Source organism: Rhodoferax sp. (genome assembly GCF_023700745.1).
GTDB lineage: Bacteria > Pseudomonadota > Gammaproteobacteria > Burkholderiales > Burkholderiaceae_C > Rhodoferax.
Genome location: NZ_JAMPYG010000001.1, coordinates 342,041 through 361,467 on the forward strand (window position 1 = coordinate 342,041; position 19,427 = coordinate 361,467).

The following is a 19,427-nucleotide window of genomic DNA, read 5'->3' on the forward strand; positions in this document are numbered from 1 at the left end:
TAAACAAAGAAGGCTTCATGCTTGCAAGATTACTGCGTTGCATTTACCTGATTCAGCTGTTCTGCGGTGCTTTGCTGGGCGCCTATGCCGCCACCCAACTCGGCCAAAGCGGTGTCAATGCGCTACCGCTGGTGTTGTTGTGCACCCTGTTGTTGCCCCTGTTGCTGCAATTTGGTGTCATCTGCGTGAGCATGGTGCAATCACGCCCCAAGCTGGCCGGCGCCCTCTGGTGGCGGGCTTTTGGCGGTGAATTTTTAGCTGCCTTGCGTATTTTCTGGTTGCAATTGCCATGGGCTGCAACAAAAACAGAGGTCCGATTCCCGGATCTGCCCCGGCAAACACAGCCCTGGCGAATGCCGGTGCTGCTGGTGCATGGCTACATCTGTAACTACCGGGTATGGGACAAGACCGTCAAGGCGCTACACCAGGCAGGCCACCCGGTACTTGCGATCACGCTGGAGCCTCTCTTTACCTTGATTGATGATTACGCCCCTCAAATCGAGCAGGCCGTGCGGCAGTTGCAACAGGCCACCGGTGCCGGGCAGGTGGCGCTGGTCGGACACAGCATGGGCGGCCTGATCATTCGGGCCTGGCTACGTCAATATGGCAGTGCCAATGCGGCCCGGATCATCACGCTGGGAACCCCACATCAGGGGACCAAAATGGCCAGTTGGTCGCCAACTACCAACGCAGCCCAAATGGCATGGCACAGCCCGTGGCTGCAGAACCTGCAAGCCGAGGAAACGCCGGCAAGCCGGCAACTGATGCACATCGCCCTGACGCAGCACGACAATATCGTCTACCCGCAGCGCGAACAGGTGCTGACGGATGCCAAGGTCACCGAATTCAGCGGGCTGGGTCATCTGGAGCTGTGTCTGGATGGTCGGGTGATCCGGTGGTTGCTGGAAAAACTACACTGATCCCGGCCAATCTTTCATGTCAATGCTGCAAAGCAGAAACTTGCTCGCTATAATCCTAGGCTTTGCTGGCAAAACTCCGCTGCCTGATCAACTTTTAAGCGGAGAAAATCGTAAACAGTCAGGTTTTAGGCCCGATCTTCCCGAAACTGGACGTTTACACATTTAGGATCTCTTGACGTAATGACAACCATCCGTGTTAAAGACAACGAACCCTTTGACGTCGCACTGCGCCGCTTCAAACGCACCATTGAAAAACTGGGCCTTTTGACCGACTTGCGTGCACGCGAGTTCTACGAAAAGCCCACCTCTGAGCGTAAGCGCAAGAAGGCTGCTGCCGTCAAACGCAATTACAAGCGCATCCGCGCCATGCAATTGCCCAAGAAACTGTATTGAGCCTGTCGTTCTGACAGGGCTGCTGCAGCCTCTTGAACAAGCTCGCCGGGGACGCTCAGGCGGGCTTTTTTTATGCCCAATCCAATCACAGGAGCCACCAAAATGTCCCTCAAAGACCAAATTACCGAAGACATGAAAACCGCCATGCGGGCCAAGGACAGCGCGCGTCTGGGGACCATCCGCCTGCTGCTTGCCGCGGCCAAGCAAAAGGAAGTGGACGAGCGTGTGGTGCTGGACGATGCCGCCATGATCGCGATTGTGGACAAGCTCATCAAGCAGCGCAAGGATTCGGTGGCCGCCTACACCCAGGCCAGCCGGATGGATCTGGCAGACAAGGAAAGTGCCGAGATCGTGGTACTGCAAGCCTATTTGCCGCAGCGCCTCAGCGCTGAAGAAGTCAGCGCGGCGGTACAGGCCATTGTGGCCGGCCTGGGCGCCAAGGGCCCGGGTGACATGGGCAAGGTCATGGCCGCCGTCAAAACACAACTGGCCGGCAAGGCGGACATGGCCATGGTGTCACAAGCCGTCAAGGCGGCACTGGCCAACTGAGTCAGGTCTGGCCTCTTTCGAGGCTGTTGCGCATGGCGGTGTGTACCACCTCGTCGAGTGCGCTGTCGACCATGGAGTGCTCGGACACCAGGCGCAGCGCCTGGGTATGCACAAGATGTTCAAGCGAGGGCCGTGTCATGGACTGGGTCTGGCCTTGCACGCCGGTAAACAGGTACATGGTGCGTTGCGGACTGATCCAGCTGAGCTGGCTACGCTGCCAGTTTCCCTGGATGGCAATTTCCACCCAGGAACCGACCACCAATTTTTCAAGCGACGGCAATGACGGTGCAGAAGCACCCTGGGTTGGTGGCGGCACTGGCCGATTTACCGGAAAATCGTCAGGCATTTCCATGAATCCTGAAACCTTGGCTTCTTCAGGTGCCAGCCAGTGCCTGTGGTTGCCCGGCAAATTGGTCTTGTCAATTCTGGGCGCAACAGTGGATGCATCGGGCGCAGGCCGGAAAGCCTGCTGATGCAGTTTCATGAGAGCGTCGAAAAACAGGCTTGTTTTCACGGCCGGATAATCAATCAGGCCCAGCCCTTCACGTAATTTCGCCAGGAGCTTGGATACCAGTTTGGTGAGCTGGCCCAGATCCTTTCGGGTCAACTCAGGCTGGGCGCTCCACAACAGGAGATTGACCAGATTTTTATACCCGCCGGGATCTTCGGTGCCCCCGGTTTTGTTGTTGAGTTCTGCGGTTGCAATCACTTGAGCCCATGGTCCGCAAAGAAATTCGGCGACCGAGGCGGGCACCTGCCGCATCTCGGGGATAAGGTCGAGGTTGGCACTGATCTTTTCGGCCAGCAGGTTTCGTTCTTCCACGCGGTTGAGGACGCGCATGGCCTGTTGCACGGTCTGCTGTGACTGGATCACTTGCTCCGACCACATGTTGTTGAGGTTGAAAAGCGCCAGATCGAAAGGCTCGGCGCTGTCGATCTGGATGCGCGACAGGGGATTCACGTAGCGGTGCAATGAGCGGATGAAGCGTGCGCATTCAGGTGTATCTGCCGAACCAAAAACCAGGCCACGCTGGGTGATTTCCTGCAACATGCGTCGCGCCGGATGTTGCTTGTTATTGAAAAACCGGGGATCGACCAATACCAGCCGCAACAGGGCGGGTTCAAGGTTGGCGATGACATCGCGAATGGGCTTGAGCAACCGGGTGTCTTTGACCAGGTTGTCAATCATCTGCACCATCACCTCAAAACTGAGAACCTGGGCAGAACTTTGACAGCTTTTGCGCAACATCTGCCGTGTGGATTCGGCTTGCCCGGCCTTGTCCATCAAGGTGTCCTGGCGCTGCGACAAAGGTACCACTTCTTCGTCTGCCTGGTTCATGTTTTGCAGCGCCTCAAAGGCGGCTGGGACCGTCGAGGCGAAATCAGTGGTCGCCTGCGCGAAGTCTGGCGTTGGCGAAGCATCCGCGGTGTCCGCCACGTTCCAGTCCAATGCTCCCGCGAACTGGGTCACCGCTTCATCAGGGGCAACCTCTTGTTGAGAGTCGGTCTGATCTGCCAATAATTCACGCAAGCGGTTCAGGGTCAACACACTGGGCTGCTGTGATGTTTCGTCAGCCCCATTTTTCCAGTGCACAGCTGCTTGGCCGCGGGCCGCCACAAGCGGCTTCTCCGGTTCGCCTGCTGGCAGCGGCAGCACACCATAAGATTTGATTTTCTGCGCCAACGCACTGTAGGAGGATTTCAAGGCATCCCCCAAACCAGAGGCCAGGTGCTGGGTCCAGGTGATTCGCACTTGGATCGGCACTGCCGCCTGCAGCAGCACCTCCTGCAAAACAGTCAGGTAAGTTTGCGGTCGCAAGGGATTGCGCTCGGGTTGGACATGTGCCAGGCCCAACAAGGTTCCGATGCATCCGTTGAGTTCACTCAAGCTTTGTTGTGCGATGCTTTGGACCAACTGCAATGCACGGGCGAATTCAACGCGCTCCTGCACCTGGCTTTCATCCATGTTCTCCAGCTGCCTATGGCTTAGCTCACCCAGGGTCAGCTCGCCAAACTGGGAGCTGACCGCTTGTTTGTCCTCAAATGCCTGACGCAACAAGACTGGAAAGCGGGCACACAAAGCTGCAGCTTTTTCATCCAGCAGCTTGATGCACAGACCGAGTTGGGCGTGCTCGTGTTGCCCGGTGGCACGGTTGAATTCCTGCGCAAGCGATCGACGCGTCACCAGAAACACATGGCTCAGCAAAGCCTCGCCATGGCGTGCCGACTGTGCCAATGCGGCACGAAACAGCGTGAGGTATTGCTCGGATCGACTGGCTGAATTCACTGGGGTACTCGCTTACCGGTCCGTTAACGCAGCGCCTTGAAACGCATGCGGTGCGGCCGTGCGCCCTCCTCGCCCAACCGTTTTTTCTTGTCGGCTTCGTATTCCTGATAGTTGCCATCAAAAAAGCACCATTGGCTGTCGCCTTCGCAAGCCAGGATGTGGGTGGCAATGCGGTCCAGAAACCAGCGGTCATGGCTGATGACCATGACCGAGCCGGCAAATTCGAGCAAGGCGTCTTCGAGGGCGCGCAGGGTTTCCACGTCGAGGTCGTTGGAGGGTTCGTCGAGCATCAGCACGTTGCCGCCGGCAATCAGCGTCTTGGCCAGGTGCAGGCGCCCGCGCTCACCGCCAGAAAGCGTGCCGACACGTTTTTGCTGGTCGGCACCATTGAAATTGAAGCGCCCGCAATAGGCACGGCTGGCCATGGTGAACTTGCCGATGTTGAGCATGTCGAGCCCGCCCGAAACGTCTTCCCAGACGGTCTTGTCATTGCTCAGGTCGTCGCGGCTCTGGTCGACAAAGGCCATCTTGACGGTGGCGCCGACCTTGACCTCGCCGCTGTCGGGTTTTTCCTTGCCCGCGATCATGCGAAACAGCGTCGACTTACCGGCGCCATTGGGGCCGATGATACCGACGATGGCACCCGCAGGCACCTTGAAGCTCAGGTTGTCGATGAGCAGGCGGTCGCCAAAGGATTTGCTGACGTTGACGAATTCGATGACTTCGTTGCCCAGGCGGTCGGCCACGGGAATGAAGATCTCGTTGGTTTCGTTGCGCTTCTGGTACTCGAAGTCGGACAGTTCCTCGAAGCGGGCCAGGCGGGCCTTGCTCTTGGCCTGGCGCGCCTTGGGGTTCTGGCGCGACCATTCAAGCTCTTTTTTGAGCGCCTTGGCGCGGGACTCTTCGCCCTTTTGCTCCTGCTCCAGACGGGCCTGCTTTTGTTCCATCCAGGAGCTGTAATTACCCTTGTACGGGATGCCGTTGCCACGGTCGAGCTCCAGAATCCACTCGGCGGCGTTGTCCAGGAAGTAGCGGTCGTGGGTGATGGCGACCACGGTGCCGCTGTAGCGCTGCAGGAATTGCTCCAGCCAGTCCACCGATTCAGCGTCAAGGTGGTTGGTCGGCTCGTCCAGCAGGAGCATGTCGGGGTGCTCCAGCAGCAGGCGGCACAAGGCCACGCGGCGCTTCTCACCGCCCGACAACACGCCTACCCGGGCCTCCCACGGCGGCAGGCGCAGGGCGTCGGCGGCAATTTCGAGCTGGTGTTCGGAGTCGGTGCCGGCAGTAGCAATGATGGCTTCCAGCTCGGCCTGCTCGGCAGCCAGCTTGTCAAAGTCGGCGTCTTCGTCGCCATAGGCGATGTAGACCTCTTCAAGGCGAGCCTTGGCTTTCAACACCTTGCCCATGGCCTCTTCCACGGTTTCGCGCACGGTCTTGTCGGGATCGAGTTGCGGTTCCTGCGGCAGGTAGCCGATGTTCAGGCCCGGCATCGGGATGGCTTCGCCCTCAATTTCCTTGTCGAGCCCGGCCATGATCTTGAGCAGGGTGGATTTGCCGGAGCCGTTGGTGCCGAGCACGCCAATCTTGGCACCGGGGAAGAAGCTGAGAGAAATGTCTTTCAGAATGTGCCGCTTGGGCGGCACGATCTTGCCGACGCGGTTCATTGAAAATACGTATTGAGCCATGGGTCTATTGCATTCACATAAGAGATAAAGACAGCATTATCGGTGTACTCAAGCTAAAAAAAACGGGGGGGTGCCAGAGCATGCGACAATACGCGGGCTTGTGGGGCTTCAGTTGCCTGCAAGACCAGCACCTTGCTGGGAACCCAGGTACAGCACCGCGGTTCCATTTTTGATCCCATCTGCCTTTGACTGAACTGCTGCTACCCGCACAGAACAGGCCGATGCCCTGGCGCCCTGGATGGGGTGCACCTCTAAATGAAATTTGAAGAACTAAATCTGGCTCCGGCCATCATCAAGGCCGTGCTTGAGCAAGGCTACGAAACTCCCACGCCAATTCAGGCACAGGCCATTCCGGTCGTGCTCGAAGGCCATGATCTGCTTGGTGGTGCCCAGACCGGCACCGGCAAAACGGCCGCCTTTGTGCTGCCCATGCTCAACAAGCTGAGTGCCACCGAAGCCCCGCGTAACAAATTTGGTGGCGTCGCCACCCGCGCCCTGGTGCTGACCCCGACCCGCGAGCTGGCGGCACAGGTGGAAGAATCGGTGCAAACCTACGGCAAGTACCTGGCATTGACCTCGGTCGCGATTTTTGGCGGCGTCGGCATGAACCCGCAGATCAGCCGCCTGAAAAAAGGCGTCGACATCCTGGTGGCCACACCCGGGCGCCTGCTCGACCTGATGCAGCAAGGCATGGTTGACCTGAGCCAGGTGCAGATCCTGGTGCTCGACGAGGCCGACCGCATGCTTGACATGGGGTTTATCCACGACGTGAAAAAAGTGCTGGCTGCGGTGCCCAGGGAAAAGCAGAGCCTGCTGTTTTCGGCCACCTTCAGCGATGAGATCCGCGAACTCGCCGCCACACTGCTGAAAAATCCGCAAAGCGTGCAAGTGACGCCGCGTAACACCACGGTGCAACGCATCACGCAATTGATTCACCCGGTGGGTCGCGGCAAGAAAAAAGCACTGCTGGCACACATCATCCAGGAAAAAAACTGGAGCCAGGTGCTGGTGTTCACCCGAACCAAGTTTGGTGCCAACAACGTGGCCGAGTTCCTGGAAAAAAATGGCATCACGGCCATGGCCCTGCACGGCAACAAGAGCCAGTCGGCCCGCACCCAGGCGCTGGCGGGCTTCAAGAGCGGCGAGATGCGCGCGCTGGTGGCCACCGACATTGCCGCCCGCGGCATTGACATCGACGACCTGCCGCATGTGGTCAATTACGACATTCCCAATGTGACCGAAGACTACGTGCACCGCATTGGCCGCACAGGCCGCGCCGGTGCCGACGGTACGGCGGTGAACCTGGTGAGTCTGGACGAAGAAGGCTTCATGCAAGCCATTGAGCGCTTTACCAAACAAGACATCCCGGTGCAAATCATCCCTGAGTTCATGCCCGAGCCTGGTGAAAAAGCCGAGCCCATTGCCATGGGGCGCCAGACGATCTGGGGCGGTGCCGGCAAGCCGCCAAGCCGTGATGTGATGCAGGCTGCGGCCAAGGCGGCTCGCACCGAAATGCTGACCCGGGTGCGCGAGAGCAGGGGCCCGGGCGCGGCCCGAAGTGGCAATGGCGGTGGCGGCAGAGGCCCGGCCCCCGGTGGTCGCGGCGGCAGCCGTGGCGGCCGCGGCAACGCAGCAGGCACCGGTTTTGCCGGCGAAGGCCGTGAGGCGGAGCCACGCAGCCACCTGAGCGCAGCCGAGCAAGCGGCGCGTGGCCCTGGTCAACGCCAGGCCCGCGGCTACGGCGGCGGCAATGGCGGTGGTTACGGTGGTCCGGTCGATGCCGGCGCGGGCACCTCGCGCTCCGGCGCCGGTGGTCAGCCCGACCCGATGCGCACCAGCGTTGACATGATGACCGACCGCGGTCCACGTCGCGGTGGTTTCGGTGGCGGTAACCGCAACGCCGGTGGCGGCGGTGGTTTTGGGGGCGGCGGTCGCCCCAGCGGTGGAGCCGGCCGGCCGGGCGGCAACCGCCCGCGCAATGCCAGCGGCACCCGCGGTCAGTCAGGCCGCTAGGCTAGCCGCGCACAAACAGCGTTTGCAGGGGCTCCGGCCCCACCTGGCGACTCCAGTGGCCGTGGCGCTTGGCATCAAAAACCTGACCTGCCGGCAACAGGTCGGCCGAGTAGAAATGCTCGCCCGGCTTGAAGATGCGTGAGCTGCCGTCCTGCAGGCCGATTTCCATCTGACCGCCCAAAATGAAGACCCATTGCGGGTCGGTGGTGCAGTGGAAGCTGCTGCGAAAACCCACCGGACTGGCGCGCAACTGGTACCCTCCCGACGGCATCAGGGCCGACAAGGCCGAAAGCGGTGAACCCTGGTCGAGAGCCACCGGTTCTTCCCTGAAGCGCGCATAACCGTCGCTGTCGGTAAATAAAATAACTTTCGTGAACTGGGTCATGTTGACTCCGTGATGAACAATGGCCTTGATTATTGCCTGCCAAGTCAAGGCGCACCCAACTTGAAGGAACCCAAACCATGCGACTGCTGCACACCATGCTGCGCGTTGGCAACTTGCAACGTGCCATCGATTTTTACACCCAGGTGCTGGGTATGACACTGCTGCGTACCTCGGAAAATCCTGAGTACAAGTACACGCTGGCCTTTGTCGGTTACGGCAGCAACCCGGAACATGCCGAACTGGAACTCACCTACAACTGGGGCGTGGACCACTATGAGCTGGGTACCGCTTACGGCCATATTGCGCTGGCCGTACCCGACGCTGTAGCCGCCTGCGACAGGATTCGCCTGGCGGGCGGCAACGTGACGCGCGAGGCCGGCCCGGTCAAGGGCGGCAGCACGGTGATTGCCTTTGTCACCGACCCGGATGGCTACAAAATAGAGTTGATCCAGCGACCAGAGTCCGCTTGAGCGCCCCGCGGGCCCAAGCTTAGCGCGCCAGATTCCTCAGATTTGCCGTTTCACCAGCCAGACGGGTCACACGACCCCAGTCACCCTGTTCAGCGGTGCTCGCTGGCACCAGCCAGGAGCCGCCGACACACACGACGTTGCCCAAGGCTAAAAAGTCGGGGGCGTTTTGCAGGGTGACACCGCCCGTGGGGCAAAACCTGACGTCAAAAAATGGGCCCGCCCAGGCCTTGAGCATGGCCACGCCGCCGGCTTGCACTGCCGGGAAAAACTTGAGTTCGGTGAAGCCGTCTTCGCAGGCGGCCATGATCTCGCCACCCGTCGCCACGCCAGGCAAGAGTGCCAGACCCATGTCGCGGCAGGCCTGCCCCACCGTGGAGGTGTAGCCCGGACTGACCGCAAAACGCGCTCCGGCATTGGCGGCGGCCTGGGCGTCAGCCCGGCTGCGCACCGTGCCGGCACCCACTACTGCCTCGGGGACTTCGCGGGCGATGGCCTCGATGCAGGCCAGCGCCTGGGGCGTGCGCAGTGTGACTTCGAGCATGCGAATGCCGCCCGCCAGCAGAGCGCGCGCCATCGGCACTGCGTGCGCCACGTCGTTGAGAACAATCACCGGGATCACCGGGGCATCTTGCATGACCTGCAAGGCGGTCAAGGGCGTTTGATTTGTCATGGGATCTTTCAATAAAAGGAGTAACAGTCATTTCGATTGCTGCGTCGCTGCGTTCCTCGCAATGACGACCAGCGCGGCAATCCATGCGCCTGGTCAGAGCCAGCTGCAAGCGCCCTCTTCGGCGCTCAGGGCATTTCTGCGCATGCTGGCAAACAGCTCGCGACCCATGCCCTGGCCATTGGCCTGGCGTAGCGTCTCCGGCATGGGCAAAACGTCGCGTGCGCTCCATTCAGCATCCGTCAGCAACACCTGCAGTGTGCCCGCATTGGCGTCCAGCCGGATCATATCGCCGTCGCGCACTCGCGCCAGCGGGCCCCCGGCAGCAGCCTCGGGCGAGACATGAATGGCAGCAGGCACCTTGCCCGAGGCACCGCTCATGCGGCCGTCAGTGACCAGCGCAACCCGGTAGCCCTTGCCTTGCAGCACGGCCAGCGGCGGCGTCAGCTTGTGCAGTTCGGGCATGCCATTGGCCTGCGGACCCTGCCAGCGCACCACGCAGATCACATCGCGGTTGAGTTCATCAGCAGCAAAGGCTTGGTGCAAGGCGTCCTGCGAGTCAAAGACGCGGCAGGGTGCCTCGATCACATGGCGGTCATCGGGGACGGCCGAAATCTTGATCACGCTGCGACCCAGGTTGCCCTGCAGCAGTTTCAGACCGCCGCTGGGGCTGAACGGGCTGCTTGCCGGGCGCACCACCGATTCGTCCAGGCTGGCCGCTGCGATATCCCATTGCAGGCGGCCGTCTTCGGCAGCGCGCGGGATACCGGTGTACTCACGCAGGCCACCAGGCCGGTTGGTCAGCACATCAGCGTGCATGAAGCCGCCATCGAGCAGTTCGCGGATGATGAAGCCGGGACCACCGGCCGCCTGGAATTGGTTGACGTCGGCGCTGCCGTTGGGATAGACGCGACTCAGCAGCGGCACGACATCGGACAGCGCCGAGAAGTCATCCCAGTCGATCACGATACCGGCGGCGCGCGCCACTGCCACCCAGTGGATCAGGTGGTTGGTGGAGCCCCCGGTGGCCAGCAAGGCGACCATGGCGTTGACGATGCAGCGTTCATCGACCACACGGCCAATGGGTGGGCATTTGTAATTGGCGCTGCCCAGCACGGTGCGCAGCGCCTCGCGGGTGAGTTCGTTGCGCACGTCAGCGCCGGGGTTGATGAAGGCGGTGCCCGGTACATGCAGGCCCATGGCTTCAAGCAGCATCTGGTTGCTGTTGGCGGTACCATAAAAGGTGCAGGTGCCGGCGCCATGGTAGGCCGCAGATTCAGCCGCCAGCAATTCTGTGCGCCCGACCAGGCCCTGGGCGGCTCGTTCACGTATCTTGGATTTTTCATTGTTGGACAAGCCGGAAGTCATGGGTCCGGCCGGCACAAAGACGGTGGGCAAATGACCAAATTGCAGCGCGCCAATCAGCAGGCCAGGCACGATCTTGTCGCACACGCCCAGCATCAGCGCACCGGCAAAGACGTCGTGGCTCAGCGAAACGGCCGTGGCCATGGCAATCACGTCGCGCGAAAACAGGCTCAGCTCCATGCCCGGCGTGCCCTGCGTGACGCCGTCGCACATGGCAGGCACGCCGCCGGCCACCTGTGCCGTGGCACCGTGTCTGCGCGCCTCGGCCTTGATCAGGTCGGGGTAATGCTGCAGCGGCGCATGGGCCGACAGCATGTCGTTGTAAGCGGTGACGATGCCGATGTTGGGCGCTTTTTCTGCGACCACGCGCAATTTGTCGTTACCAGGTAACGCAGCAAACGCGTGTGCCACGTTGGCGCAACCCAGGCGTTGGGCACCCGGTGGCCGCTGCAGCGCAGTCTCAAGCCGGGCCAGATACGCCGTGCGTGTGGGCAAACTGCGCTGGGCGATGCGTTCGGTGACCAAAGCCACGGTGTCGTTGAGTTTCATGGTTTTCATAAAAGTTGGTAACTAAGTTACATACGCAATCTTACCCGCTAAATTGAATCCAGCAGGACTGCATAGTTACCAATGGGTTACCAATTCCGCAACCGATCCCGCCAGAACGAATTCCCTATACTTCCGGCATGACCCATATTGCCAATCTCCGAAAAAGTTACGAACGCGCCGAACTCAGCGAAGACGCCTCGCATGCCGATCCCCTGAAACAGTTTGAACAATGGCTCAAAGAGGCCATGGCAGCCGAAGTGCCCGAGCCCAACGCCATGACCGTGGCCACGGTGGCCAGCAACCTGCGTCCCAGCACGCGCGTGGTGCTGATCAAGGATTATGACGAACGCGGCATTGTCTGGTACACCAACTATGACAGCCGCAAGGGCCAGGAACTGGCCGGCAACCCCTATGCGGCCCTGCAGTTCCATTGGGTCGAACTGGAACGCGTGGTGCGCATCGAGGGCATCGTGGAAAAGGTCAGTGCCGAAGAGAGCGACACCTACTTTCACAGCCGTCCGCTGGATTCGCGCATTGGCGCCTGGGCCAGTCCACAAAGCCAGGTGATCAGTGGGCGTGGTGTGCTGGTAGCCAATGCGGCACGTTATGGTGCCCAGTTTTTATTGAACCCGCCACGGCCGCCGCACTGGGGCGGCTACCGGCTCAAGCCTGACAACTGGCAGTTCTGGCAGGGGCGCAAAAGCCGCTTGCATGACCGGCTGCAATACCGTTTGGTGCATCCGTCAGACAGCGCCGACCTGTCCTGGGTCCGGGAGCGGCTGGCACCTTAGGGCAGCAGCGCCACCAACGGCATCACCAGAGTGGTGGTCGCCAACCCGATGACAGTGGACACCGTCATGCTGGCGGTTACAAGATCCTGCGCCACTTCGTAGCGCTGCGCAAACAAAAACACATTGGCGCCCATGGGCAGCGAGGCAGTGACGATCATCACGGTCAACGGCAAACCCGACATGCCCAAGGCCAGTCCCAACGCCGCCACCAGGCTGGGCAGCACCAGGTTTTTGAGCAAACTGATGCCCAAAGCACTCTTCAGATACGGGCCCACCTGGACCTGTGTCAACGTCACGCCAACCAACACCAAAGCCACAGGACCAAAGGCACTGCCAAGCAGGTGCAGGGGCTTGTCCACTACCTCTGGCAGCACCAAGCCAGTCTGGGCAAATAACAGGCCCACGATGATGGGCAATGGCACCGGGTGAATGACGCCGCTTTTCACGGCCGCCAGCACCGTGAGCGCCATGTGCCTTTGACCACCCTGCCCGGTGGCGCGCTCCTCCCGGGCGGACACCAGCTCAAGCACCACGGTGGCCAGCGTCAGCAGCACCAGGGAGTGCACGGAGATCAGGGTAAAGAGTGTCACCAGACCGGCTTGGCCGTAAGCCAGGCCAATCAGCGGGATGCCGATCATCACGGTGTTGCTGAAGGTGGCGGCCAGCGCCAGTACGGCCGTGCGCCGGCTCCAGCCCCGCCACGCCAGCATGCCGGCAAACAGCAGCAGGGCAGCCACAAAATACATGGCCACCGGCTTGAAATTGAGCTGCTCCACATGCACCGTGCTCATGGTACGAAACAGCAGTGCTGGCGTGAGCACCATGAACACCAGGTTGGACAAGTCCTTGATGGCTTCCGCCCTGATCCAGCCGGCACGACCCGCAATGAACCCAATGGCGATCAATAAAACGACAGGCAGCAGGGCAGAAAAAACCGGGTGATTCACGTCAGGCAATCAGATTGAGTGGGGTCTGATTGTCCCTGATCGTGCGCTACTTGCCAGCGCTCTTGGCACTTTCAGCCATTTTTGACCTCAACACACCGTAAGCAATTCCCAAGCCAACGACGATCGCGGCGATCACCACAAAGCTCATGATGCCGTAGTCGGTGGAAAAAAGGTCTTGTAGAGCTTTCATGGTGCGCGTCCTTAAAAATATCAATCACCGAGCCCAAACGGGCGTCGCTGAACTATGCGACGTCGCATGCCTTGAAAATCTGACCTACATCAAATTTCAGGAAAATAAGTCGTGACCGCGCCCGGGTTATGGCGTCTGGTTGGTGGTCTGGGCCGCCGTGGCGCAGTCGGCACAGACACCTCGTACCGCCAGATCCAGACTCAAACCCTGATAGCCCAGCGCCTTGAGCGCTTGCAAGGCGTTTTGCGCAGCCACTTCCAGATCAAGCGCATTGCCCTGCAAGGCACCCTGCAAAGGTTGGTCGCGATGGCAGTTCTGGCATTCGAAGTGCGGCAAGGCATGCACGCTGGCGGGCATGGCCTGGTAGCGCCGCACCCGCCTGGCATCAACCCGGCACAGCAGCAGGCCCACTTGCGTCAGGCGATCAATCAGGCGATAAAGGGTGACGCGGTCGAGCGTGCTGCCTGTTTCGCCCTGGGCTTCTGTGGCGGTGTCGTTTTGCAGCGCCGTTTGCAACTGGGCGTGGGTATAGCTGGTGTCCGGGTGCGCCAGCAGCCAGCCCAGCACACGCCGGGCCGCATCGGTGCGCCGCAAGCCATGGGCAGACAGCAAGGCATCGATGGGATCGACGAGAGATAAAGGGGACGCGACAGGCATCGGACGGAATTTGTGGCTATGAATTTGCTTCGGAAGCATTTTATTGCAATTGAGTTGCGATAAACTATATTGCAATTCAGTTGCATTATTGCAGCAATTTACCGATTTTCATCATGCCATGACGCATCCAGCTCCCATACACCTGCACGATCACGCGCGTGCACCCACCCATGCCAGCCTCCCCCAGGCCAGAATCAGCAGGCGCCTGAGCGTACTGGCCTGGCCTGCATGGCGAAGAATCCTGGTCATCCTGCCGCTGGTGATCACGCTCTGGCTGGCTGTTTGGTGGGCCAACATGGGAGCGGTCCCGTGGTAAGGATTGACAACCTGACGGTGAGCTACCGCCAGCACCCTGCCCTGCACCACGTCAGCGGCGAATTTGCCAATGGCTCCCTCACCGCCGTGATCGGTCCCAATGGCTCGGGCAAGAGTACGCTGCTCAAAAGCATCATGGGCCTGCTGACAAGCTCTGGTGGACGTGTTCAGGTGAATACGCCGCGTGCACGCATCGCCTACCTGCCGCAAATGACCGAGATCGACCGCAGCTTTCCGATGCCGGTGCGCGATTGCGTGCTGCTGGGTTGCTGGAGCGCCTTGGGAGCCTGGGGCGGCGTCACTGCCGACATGCTGGCCTGTGCCGATGCCGCCATTCACAACGTCGGGCTGGAGGGTTTTGAGGAGCGCACGGTGGGCTCGCTGTCGAGCGGACAGTTTCAGCGCGTGCTGTTTGCCCGTCTGCTGATGCAGGACGCCGATCTGATTCTGCTCGACGAACCCTTCAACGCGATGGACTCGCGCACCACGGCCACGCTGCTCGACCTGATCAAACAGTGGCACGCCCAGGGCCGCACCGTGATTGCCGTGCTGCATGACGACGCCCAGGTGCGCGCCCACTTTGATCAGACGGTGCTGCTGGCGCGCGAACTGGTGGCCTGGGGCGATACAGCGGCGGTGCTGACAGATGCCAATTTGCTGCGTGCCCGCGCCCTGGCCGAAGCCTGGGACGATAGCGCCGACATTTGCCACACCGACGAGGTCACCGCATGATGGCGCTGTGGGACTTTGTGGTCGGCCCGTTTGCCGAATTCGCCTTCATGCGCCGTGCGCTGGTGGCCACGCTGGCGCTCGCCGTGAGCGCCGCCCCGCTTGGTGTCTTCCTGACGCTGCGCCGCATGAGTCTGCTGGGTGATGCCATCAGCCACGCTGTGCTGCCCGGTGTGGCGATTGGTTTCATGTTTTCTGGCCTGTCACTGACCGCCATGGCCGCCGGTGGCGTGATCTCGGGCATGCTGGCCGCCGGCCTGGCCGGCTTCATCAGCCGCTTCACCACGCTGAAAGAAGACGCCAGCCTGGCCGCAATTTACCTGGTGGCGCTGGCCCTGGGGGTGACCCTGTTATCGCGGCAAGGTACACAGCTCGACCTGCTGCACATTTTGTTCGGCAGTGCCCTGGGGGTGGATGGCTCCGGATTGCTGCTGGTGGTCAGCGTCGCCAGTGTCAGCGTGATCGCCCTGGCGGCGCTGTACCGCGGACTGGTACTGGAGAGCTTTGACCCGGTATTTCTGGCTGCCGCGGGCTGCGGCTGGGGCCGTCGCGGCTGGATCTGGCAGCAGGCTTTTCTGATGCTGGTCGTGGTCAACCTGGTGGCCGGCTTTCAGACCCTGGGCACGCTGATGGCGGTGGGTCTGATGATGCTGCCAGCGGTATCGGCCCGGCTCTGGCACGATTCCTTGAGCGCTCAACTGGTCAACGCCAGCGTCCAGGCCGCCTTAGCCGGCAGCGTCGGGCTGCTGCTGTCCTACCACCTCGACACACCCAGCGGGCCGACCATCATTGGCTGCGCCGGGCTGCTTTACGGCCTGTCCCTGGCGGTATCGCCCGGCGGCTGGCTGCCCCGCGCGCTCAAGCGCCCGCACCGGGTCGGCTGAATTTACCCCCAATAGACAAGAAAACCACACCATGATCAACATCCTCGCGATCCCGGCACTGCTTTTTGGCGTGCTCTTCATGCCAGTCGGCCATGCCACAGAGCCGGTTCCGGTGGTGGCCTCGTTCAGCATCCTCGGCGACCTGGTGCAGGTGGTGGGTGGCGAGCGTGTGCAGGTCACGACCCTGGTGGGGCCCGATGCCGACGCCCACAGCTTCGAGCCCAGACCCGCCGACGCGAGGACCATTTTGAAAGCACGGCTGTTTGTGATCAATGGGCTCAACTTTGAACCCTGGGCCGAAAAACTGGCCAAATCGGCCGCTTACCAGGGCAGCATGGTGGTGGCCTCGCGTGGCGTCAAGCCGCTTCAGCTGGAAGCCGCTGGCCACGGTCACGGCCACCATGATGCCGACCCGCACGCCTGGCAAAACCCCAACAACGTGGTGCTGTACGTACAAAATATTGCTGCCAGCCTGTCCAAAGTGGACCCTGCGGGTGCGAGCAGCTACCAGGCCAATGCAGCGCGTTATGCCCAACAGCTGCAAGAGTTTGATGCGCAAGCCAGGGCGCAAATTGCCGCCCTGCCCGCAGCCAAACGCAAGGTGATCACCTCACACGATGCTTTTGGCTACTTTGCGGCGCATTACCAGATCAAGTTTCTGTCGCCTGAGGGTGTCAACGCCGATGCCACGCCCAGCGCGAAACATGTGGCCGGGTTGATCCGGCAAATGAAGCGCGAAAAAATCAGGGCCGTCTTTGTCGAGAACATGAGCAACCCCAAATTGATCGCGCAACTCAGCAAAGACGCTGGCGCCACGCTGGGCGGCACCCTGTACTCCGACGCGCTGTCCGGGCCGGCTGAGCCGGGTTCAAGTTACCTCAAAATGATGCAGCACAACCTGACGCAACTGCTTGCCGGCATGCTACTTAATTAGTTGGGGTCAGAGCACATCACTGCGTGAGTGGTCTGACCCGCAAAGTCTCAGGATGGGTTGGCTGGTGCCATCGCATCCCAGGCCGCCAGCGCCTCGGCCACCAGCATCAGGCCGGGGCCGCCGCCCATGTAGACACAGACCGCCAGCGCCTCTTCGAGCTCGCCGCGGGTGCAACCCAGGCGGTGCAAAGCCTTGACGTGAAACGCAATGCAGCCAGCGCAGTGCTGGGTGATGCCGATGGCCAGGGCAATCAGCTCCTTGTGTTTGGCGCTGACCAGCCCCTCGGCCATCGAGGCCTTGGCCAACTGGGCAAAACCCTGCATGGCTTCGCCTTGCGATTTGCGAAAGGGACCGAGCTTGTCATTGATGCTCTTCATCAGGCCAATGGAATCAAAGGTACTCATCACACTCCTTGCTTTTGAAAATCTACCAACTTCAGCAATCAGTTGCCGTATGCCGTCACGATGGCAAGCCTTGTGTTGTTGAACCCAGGGCCTGTTTGCATCACGCCATGATTACATAAGTCATGCTGGAATTATTGTAAATGCAAGTCACTGGGTCACCCAAAACCGGGTGCGATTCAAAGTGATGTGGCACCCTGAAGAAATCATGGCATCACGTGATACCCGGCCCGGCGACTGGGCCATGCGCATGCGGTTTTGGGGTGAAAACACACGCGAAATTGAAGCGGCTGTATGCAAGCGCTCGTCGTCGCGCGCCTTCCACCCCAAAGCCCGGTCGCATAGCCCAATCACCGTGCCTGACGCTGTCGAAGTTAGCATTTTTGTGGCAACCCCACCGCTCGCAAAATCAGTCGGGCGATACGTTTTGCGAAGGTCAAGGAGGAGCCCGCGTAGCGGGCGGGGGACACGTAGCAAAGCGTATTGCCCGGCTGATTCGCCCATGACCGTGTTTTCTGCCCCGACCCGATAGACCTACCTGCGTGCTTCGGAAAAGAAGAATTCATCTGAAGCCCGCACATCATTTTGAATCGCACCCCCAAAAACACCGGACTCCAACCTACAAAAGCAACATGAATTGGCATCCGACCCTCAATTGGTCAGCGCTGCATGGCCCAGCGGGCAAAGTAACTCAAAGCGTCGACCACGGCCACCAGCAGCATCATGGCGATCAGTACCGAACTGGTTTCCATCATCTGGAACAAGCCCATGTGAAAGGCCAGCATCTGCCCCAGACCACCGGCGCCAACGACACCCAGCACGGCCGCCGCACGGATGTTGTTTTCCCAGCGGTACAGGGTGTAGCTCACCAGTTGCGGCAAGGCCTGGGGGAAATCGGCGTACCAGAACACCTTGGCCTTGGATAGACCACGCACGCGCAGGGCCTCGGCCGGACCCTGCGGCTGGTTCTCGAAACTCTCGGCAAACAGGCGACCCAGCACCCCCGTGGTGTGCAGCGCCAGCGCCAGCGTGCCTGCCAATGGACCCAGCCCGGCCGAGATCAGCAGCAGCGCGGCCCAGACCAGTTCGGGAATACTGCGCAGTGCATTGAGCAGCAGCCGGGTCGGGCCACGCCAGCGTGCCGCGTCACCGGCGTGGGTTCGGGCCGCAGGCAGGGCCAGCGCCAAACCGGCCACAGCCGCCAGCGCCGTACCCAGCGCCGACATGGCCAGGGTCTCCAGGCTGGCCCACAGCACTTTGTGCAGAAACGCCGGGGCGGTTTGCGGCACCAGCAACTCACTGACAAAACGCCCCATGGAAGCCAGCGCGTCCAGCGACCAAAACCTGCCCCACTGCAAGTCCAGCGACATGAAGCTGGCCAGCACCAGGACCAGCAGCCCAAGGTTGAGCCAGCAGGCCTTGCAGCGCCAGTGCCACAGCGGCGGTGGACGCACGGGGCTCATGCCAGCGCCTTCCTCAGCAGGCCACTGGCCCGGTCGGCCAGCCAGACCAGCGCCATGAACACCAGCAACATGGTGGCCACTTCGCTGCCATTAAACATCTTCATCGAGGCGTCCATCTGCTGACCCAGACCGCCGGCACCGACAAAGCCCAGCACCGTCGACGAGCGGATGGCGCACTCCCAGCGGTAGACCGTGTAGCTGGTGAGCTCAGTAGCGCTTTGCGGCAGCAAGCCGTAGCAAAAGGCCTGCAAGCGGCCACTGCCGTTACGCAACAGGGTTTGTGTGGGTTGTCCATCGCTGGATTCCAGAATCTCGGCGTAGACCTTGCCCAGCATGCCGGCGTAAGTGAGCGCAATGGCCAACACGCCCGAGGTCGGGCCCAAGCCGACGACGCGGACAAAAATCAGCGCCCAAATCAGCTCGGGCACACTTCTGAGCAACATCAGCAGCCAGCGCACCGCCTGGCGGACGGTAGCGGGCAACAAGGCCATGCGACCCGACAGGGCAGACACCGAGAGGGGGCGCGCCGCGATCAACGCCAGCGGGATGGCCCAGCCCAGCGCCAGCACGATGCCCGCCGTGGCGATGGCCACGGTGCGCCAGGTCTCGCGCGCCACCAGTAGCAAAAACTCCGGTTCCAGCTTGGGTGGGAAAAAGTCCCCCAGAAAGCTCAATGTGGGGCGCAGGCTCTCGGGGCTAAAGAGCGTCCAGGGCTTGAATTCAGCCAGCACCAGCAGCGGCCAGGCCACCACGCCCGTGACGAGCAGCGCAAACAGCCGGCCGATCCAGGCGGGGTCGCGTCGTGCCGCAGCCGGTGTGCGCAGGATTCCCAT

Annotated in this window: 21 protein-coding genes; 9 read left to right on the forward strand and 12 right to left on the reverse strand. The window is 61.1% G+C overall.

Annotated features, from left to right (window positions below; all coding sequences use genetic code 11):
- Positions 1-17 precede the first annotated feature (17 nt).
- The 3 genes from NDJ10_RS01685 (at position 18) to NDJ10_RS01695 (ending at position 1,862) form a co-directional block, all read left to right on the forward strand.
- Positions 18-920, forward strand: coding sequence for an alpha/beta fold hydrolase (locus NDJ10_RS01685; RefSeq protein ID WP_296159321.1), 903 nt, complete (start codon positions 18-20; stop codon positions 918-920).
- Positions 921-1,100: 180 nt separating this feature from the next.
- Positions 1,101-1,313 (forward strand): 30S ribosomal protein S21, encoded by a 213-nt coding sequence (gene rpsU / locus NDJ10_RS01690; protein WP_296159322.1) that lies wholly within the window; start codon positions 1,101-1,103, stop codon positions 1,311-1,313.
- A gap of 102 nt (positions 1,314-1,415) precedes the next feature.
- Positions 1,416-1,862 (forward strand): GatB/YqeY domain-containing protein, encoded by a 447-nt coding sequence (locus NDJ10_RS01695; protein WP_296159323.1) that lies wholly within the window; start codon positions 1,416-1,418, stop codon positions 1,860-1,862.
- 1 nt (position 1,863) lies between these two features.
- Here NDJ10_RS01695 and NDJ10_RS01700 read toward each other — a convergent pair whose 3' ends face one another.
- Together NDJ10_RS01700 and ettA are read right to left on the reverse strand one after the other, a co-directional pair.
- Positions 1,864-4,149 (reverse strand): DUF1631 family protein, encoded by a 2,286-nt coding sequence (locus NDJ10_RS01700; RefSeq protein WP_296159324.1) that lies wholly within the window; start codon positions 4,147-4,149, stop codon positions 1,864-1,866.
- A gap of 23 nt (positions 4,150-4,172) precedes the next feature.
- Positions 4,173-5,834, reverse strand: coding sequence for an energy-dependent translational throttle protein EttA (ettA, locus tag NDJ10_RS01705; protein ID WP_296159325.1), 1,662 nt, complete (start codon positions 5,832-5,834; stop codon positions 4,173-4,175).
- Between the two features lie 255 nt (positions 5,835-6,089).
- Between ettA and NDJ10_RS01710 the strand changes: the two genes are divergently transcribed.
- A complete protein-coding gene (locus tag NDJ10_RS01710) occupies positions 6,090-7,847 on the forward strand; it encodes a DEAD/DEAH box helicase (protein ID WP_296159326.1) in 1,758 nt (585 codons plus the stop codon).
- Position 7,848: 1 nt separating this feature from the next.
- On the opposite strand, the gene NDJ10_RS01715 is transcribed toward NDJ10_RS01710, so the two are convergent.
- Positions 7,849-8,232, reverse strand: a complete 384-nt coding sequence (locus tag NDJ10_RS01715) for a hypothetical protein (protein ID WP_296159327.1) — start codon at positions 8,230-8,232, stop codon at positions 7,849-7,851.
- Positions 8,233-8,309: 77 nt separating this feature from the next.
- Here NDJ10_RS01715 and gloA point away from each other — a divergent pair, with 77 nt between their 5' ends.
- A complete protein-coding gene (gene gloA, locus NDJ10_RS01720; RefSeq protein ID WP_296159328.1) occupies positions 8,310-8,702 on the forward strand; it encodes a lactoylglutathione lyase in 393 nt (130 codons plus the stop codon).
- A gap of 19 nt (positions 8,703-8,721) precedes the next feature.
- Here the strand turns inward: gloA and eda are convergent, their stop codons facing one another.
- Both eda and edd read right to left on the reverse strand, forming a co-directional pair.
- Positions 8,722-9,372, reverse strand: coding sequence for a bifunctional 4-hydroxy-2-oxoglutarate aldolase/2-dehydro-3-deoxy-phosphogluconate aldolase (gene eda / locus NDJ10_RS01725; RefSeq protein WP_296159329.1), 651 nt, complete (start codon positions 9,370-9,372; stop codon positions 8,722-8,724).
- 93 nt (positions 9,373-9,465) lie between these two features.
- Positions 9,466-11,283, reverse strand: a complete 1,818-nt coding sequence (gene edd, locus NDJ10_RS01730) for a phosphogluconate dehydratase (protein ID WP_296159330.1) — start codon at positions 11,281-11,283, stop codon at positions 9,466-9,468.
- Between the two features lie 137 nt (positions 11,284-11,420).
- On the opposite strand from edd, the gene pdxH reads away from it, so the two are divergent.
- Positions 11,421-12,074, forward strand: a complete 654-nt coding sequence (gene pdxH / locus NDJ10_RS01735; protein WP_296159331.1) for a pyridoxamine 5'-phosphate oxidase — start codon at positions 11,421-11,423, stop codon at positions 12,072-12,074.
- Here pdxH and NDJ10_RS01740 read toward each other — a convergent pair.
- The 4 genes from NDJ10_RS01740 to NDJ10_RS01755 form a co-directional block, all read right to left on the reverse strand.
- Positions 12,071-13,021: an AEC family transporter gene (locus tag NDJ10_RS01740; RefSeq protein WP_296159332.1), complete on the reverse strand. Its 951-nt coding sequence runs from the start codon at positions 13,019-13,021 to the stop codon at positions 12,071-12,073. The two genes, pdxH and NDJ10_RS01740, sit on opposite strands and share 4 nt — an antisense overlap.
- 46 nt (positions 13,022-13,067) lie before the next feature.
- Complete coding sequence (locus NDJ10_RS01745) at positions 13,068-13,211, reverse strand: DUF3149 domain-containing protein (protein ID WP_296159333.1); 144 nt, start codon at positions 13,209-13,211, stop codon at positions 13,068-13,070.
- Positions 13,212-13,337: 126 nt separating this feature from the next.
- Positions 13,338-13,868, reverse strand: a complete 531-nt coding sequence (locus tag NDJ10_RS01750; protein WP_296159334.1) for a Fur family transcriptional regulator — start codon at positions 13,866-13,868, stop codon at positions 13,338-13,340.
- 150 nt (positions 13,869-14,018) lie between these two features.
- Positions 14,019-14,165 (reverse strand): hypothetical protein, encoded by a 147-nt coding sequence (locus NDJ10_RS01755; protein ID WP_296159335.1) that lies wholly within the window; start codon positions 14,163-14,165, stop codon positions 14,019-14,021.
- Between the two features lie 12 nt (positions 14,166-14,177).
- Here NDJ10_RS01755 and NDJ10_RS01760 point away from each other — a divergent pair, with 12 nt between their 5' ends.
- Genes NDJ10_RS01760 through NDJ10_RS01770 form a run of 3 tightly spaced genes read left to right on the forward strand, consistent with a single transcriptional unit; the run spans position 14,178 to position 16,730 of the window.
- Positions 14,178-14,915, forward strand: a complete 738-nt coding sequence (locus NDJ10_RS01760) for a metal ABC transporter ATP-binding protein (RefSeq protein WP_296159336.1) — start codon at positions 14,178-14,180, stop codon at positions 14,913-14,915.
- Positions 14,912-15,796 (forward strand): metal ABC transporter permease, encoded by an 885-nt coding sequence (locus NDJ10_RS01765; RefSeq protein WP_296159337.1) that lies wholly within the window; start codon positions 14,912-14,914, stop codon positions 15,794-15,796. The genes NDJ10_RS01760 and NDJ10_RS01765 overlap by 4 nt, the downstream gene beginning before the upstream one ends.
- A gap of 31 nt (positions 15,797-15,827) precedes the next feature.
- Positions 15,828-16,730, forward strand: a complete 903-nt coding sequence (locus tag NDJ10_RS01770; protein WP_296159338.1) for a metal ABC transporter substrate-binding protein — start codon at positions 15,828-15,830, stop codon at positions 16,728-16,730.
- Between the two features lie 47 nt (positions 16,731-16,777).
- Here the strand turns inward: NDJ10_RS01770 and NDJ10_RS01775 are convergent, their stop codons facing one another.
- From NDJ10_RS01775 to NDJ10_RS01785, 3 genes are all read right to left on the reverse strand, one after another.
- The gene (locus NDJ10_RS01775; RefSeq protein WP_296159339.1) at positions 16,778-17,134 is read right to left on the reverse strand and encodes a carboxymuconolactone decarboxylase family protein; all 357 of its coding nucleotides are present in this window, start codon (positions 17,132-17,134) and stop codon (positions 16,778-16,780) included.
- Between the two features lie 656 nt (positions 17,135-17,790).
- Positions 17,791-18,594, reverse strand: a complete 804-nt coding sequence (gene phnE, locus NDJ10_RS01780; RefSeq protein WP_296159340.1) for a phosphonate ABC transporter, permease protein PhnE — start codon at positions 18,592-18,594, stop codon at positions 17,791-17,793.
- Positions 18,591-19,427, reverse strand: a complete 837-nt coding sequence (locus NDJ10_RS01785) for an ABC transporter permease (protein ID WP_296159341.1) — start codon at positions 19,425-19,427, stop codon at positions 18,591-18,593. The genes phnE and NDJ10_RS01785 overlap by 4 nt, the downstream gene beginning before the upstream one ends.

What these genes read in the sequence shown, in the direction of transcription:
- NDJ10_RS01685 (WP_296159321.1), top strand. Translation starts at nt 18, where the DNA reads ATGCTTGCAAGATTACTGCGTTGCATTTACCTGATTCAGCTGTTCTGC.
- rpsU (WP_296159322.1), top strand. Translation starts at nt 1,101, where the DNA reads ATGACAACCATCCGTGTTAAAGACAACGAACCCTTTGACGTCGCACTG.
- NDJ10_RS01695 (WP_296159323.1), top strand. Translation starts at nt 1,416, where the DNA reads ATGTCCCTCAAAGACCAAATTACCGAAGACATGAAAACCGCCATGCGG.
- ettA (WP_296159325.1), bottom strand. Translation starts at nt 5,834, where the DNA reads ATGGCTCAATACGTATTTTCAATGAACCGCGTCGGCAAGATCGTGCCG.
- NDJ10_RS01710 (WP_296159326.1), top strand. Translation starts at nt 6,090, where the DNA reads ATGAAATTTGAAGAACTAAATCTGGCTCCGGCCATCATCAAGGCCGTG.
- NDJ10_RS01715 (WP_296159327.1), bottom strand. Translation starts at nt 8,232, where the DNA reads ATGACCCAGTTCACGAAAGTTATTTTATTTACCGACAGCGACGGTTAT.
- gloA (WP_296159328.1), top strand. Translation starts at nt 8,310, where the DNA reads ATGCGACTGCTGCACACCATGCTGCGCGTTGGCAACTTGCAACGTGCC.
- eda (WP_296159329.1), bottom strand. Translation starts at nt 9,372, where the DNA reads ATGACAAATCAAACGCCCTTGACCGCCTTGCAGGTCATGCAAGATGCC.
- edd (WP_296159330.1), bottom strand. Translation starts at nt 11,283, where the DNA reads ATGAAACTCAACGACACCGTGGCTTTGGTCACCGAACGCATCGCCCAG.
- pdxH (WP_296159331.1), top strand. Translation starts at nt 11,421, where the DNA reads ATGACCCATATTGCCAATCTCCGAAAAAGTTACGAACGCGCCGAACTC.
- NDJ10_RS01745 (WP_296159333.1), bottom strand. Translation starts at nt 13,211, where the DNA reads ATGAAAGCTCTACAAGACCTTTTTTCCACCGACTACGGCATCATGAGC.
- NDJ10_RS01750 (WP_296159334.1), bottom strand. Translation starts at nt 13,868, where the DNA reads ATGCCTGTCGCGTCCCCTTTATCTCTCGTCGATCCCATCGATGCCTTG.
- NDJ10_RS01755 (WP_296159335.1), bottom strand. Translation starts at nt 14,165, where the DNA reads ATGTTGGCCCACCAAACAGCCAGCCAGAGCGTGATCACCAGCGGCAGG.
- NDJ10_RS01765 (WP_296159337.1), top strand. Translation starts at nt 14,912, where the DNA reads ATGATGGCGCTGTGGGACTTTGTGGTCGGCCCGTTTGCCGAATTCGCC.
- NDJ10_RS01770 (WP_296159338.1), top strand. Translation starts at nt 15,828, where the DNA reads ATGATCAACATCCTCGCGATCCCGGCACTGCTTTTTGGCGTGCTCTTC.
- NDJ10_RS01775 (WP_296159339.1), bottom strand. Translation starts at nt 17,134, where the DNA reads ATGAGTACCTTTGATTCCATTGGCCTGATGAAGAGCATCAATGACAAG.
- phnE (WP_296159340.1), bottom strand. Translation starts at nt 18,594, where the DNA reads ATGAGCCCCGTGCGTCCACCGCCGCTGTGGCACTGGCGCTGCAAGGCC.
- NDJ10_RS01785 (WP_296159341.1), bottom strand. Translation starts at nt 19,427, where the DNA reads ATGGGAATCCTGCGCACACCGGCTGCGGCACGACGCGACCCCGCCTGG.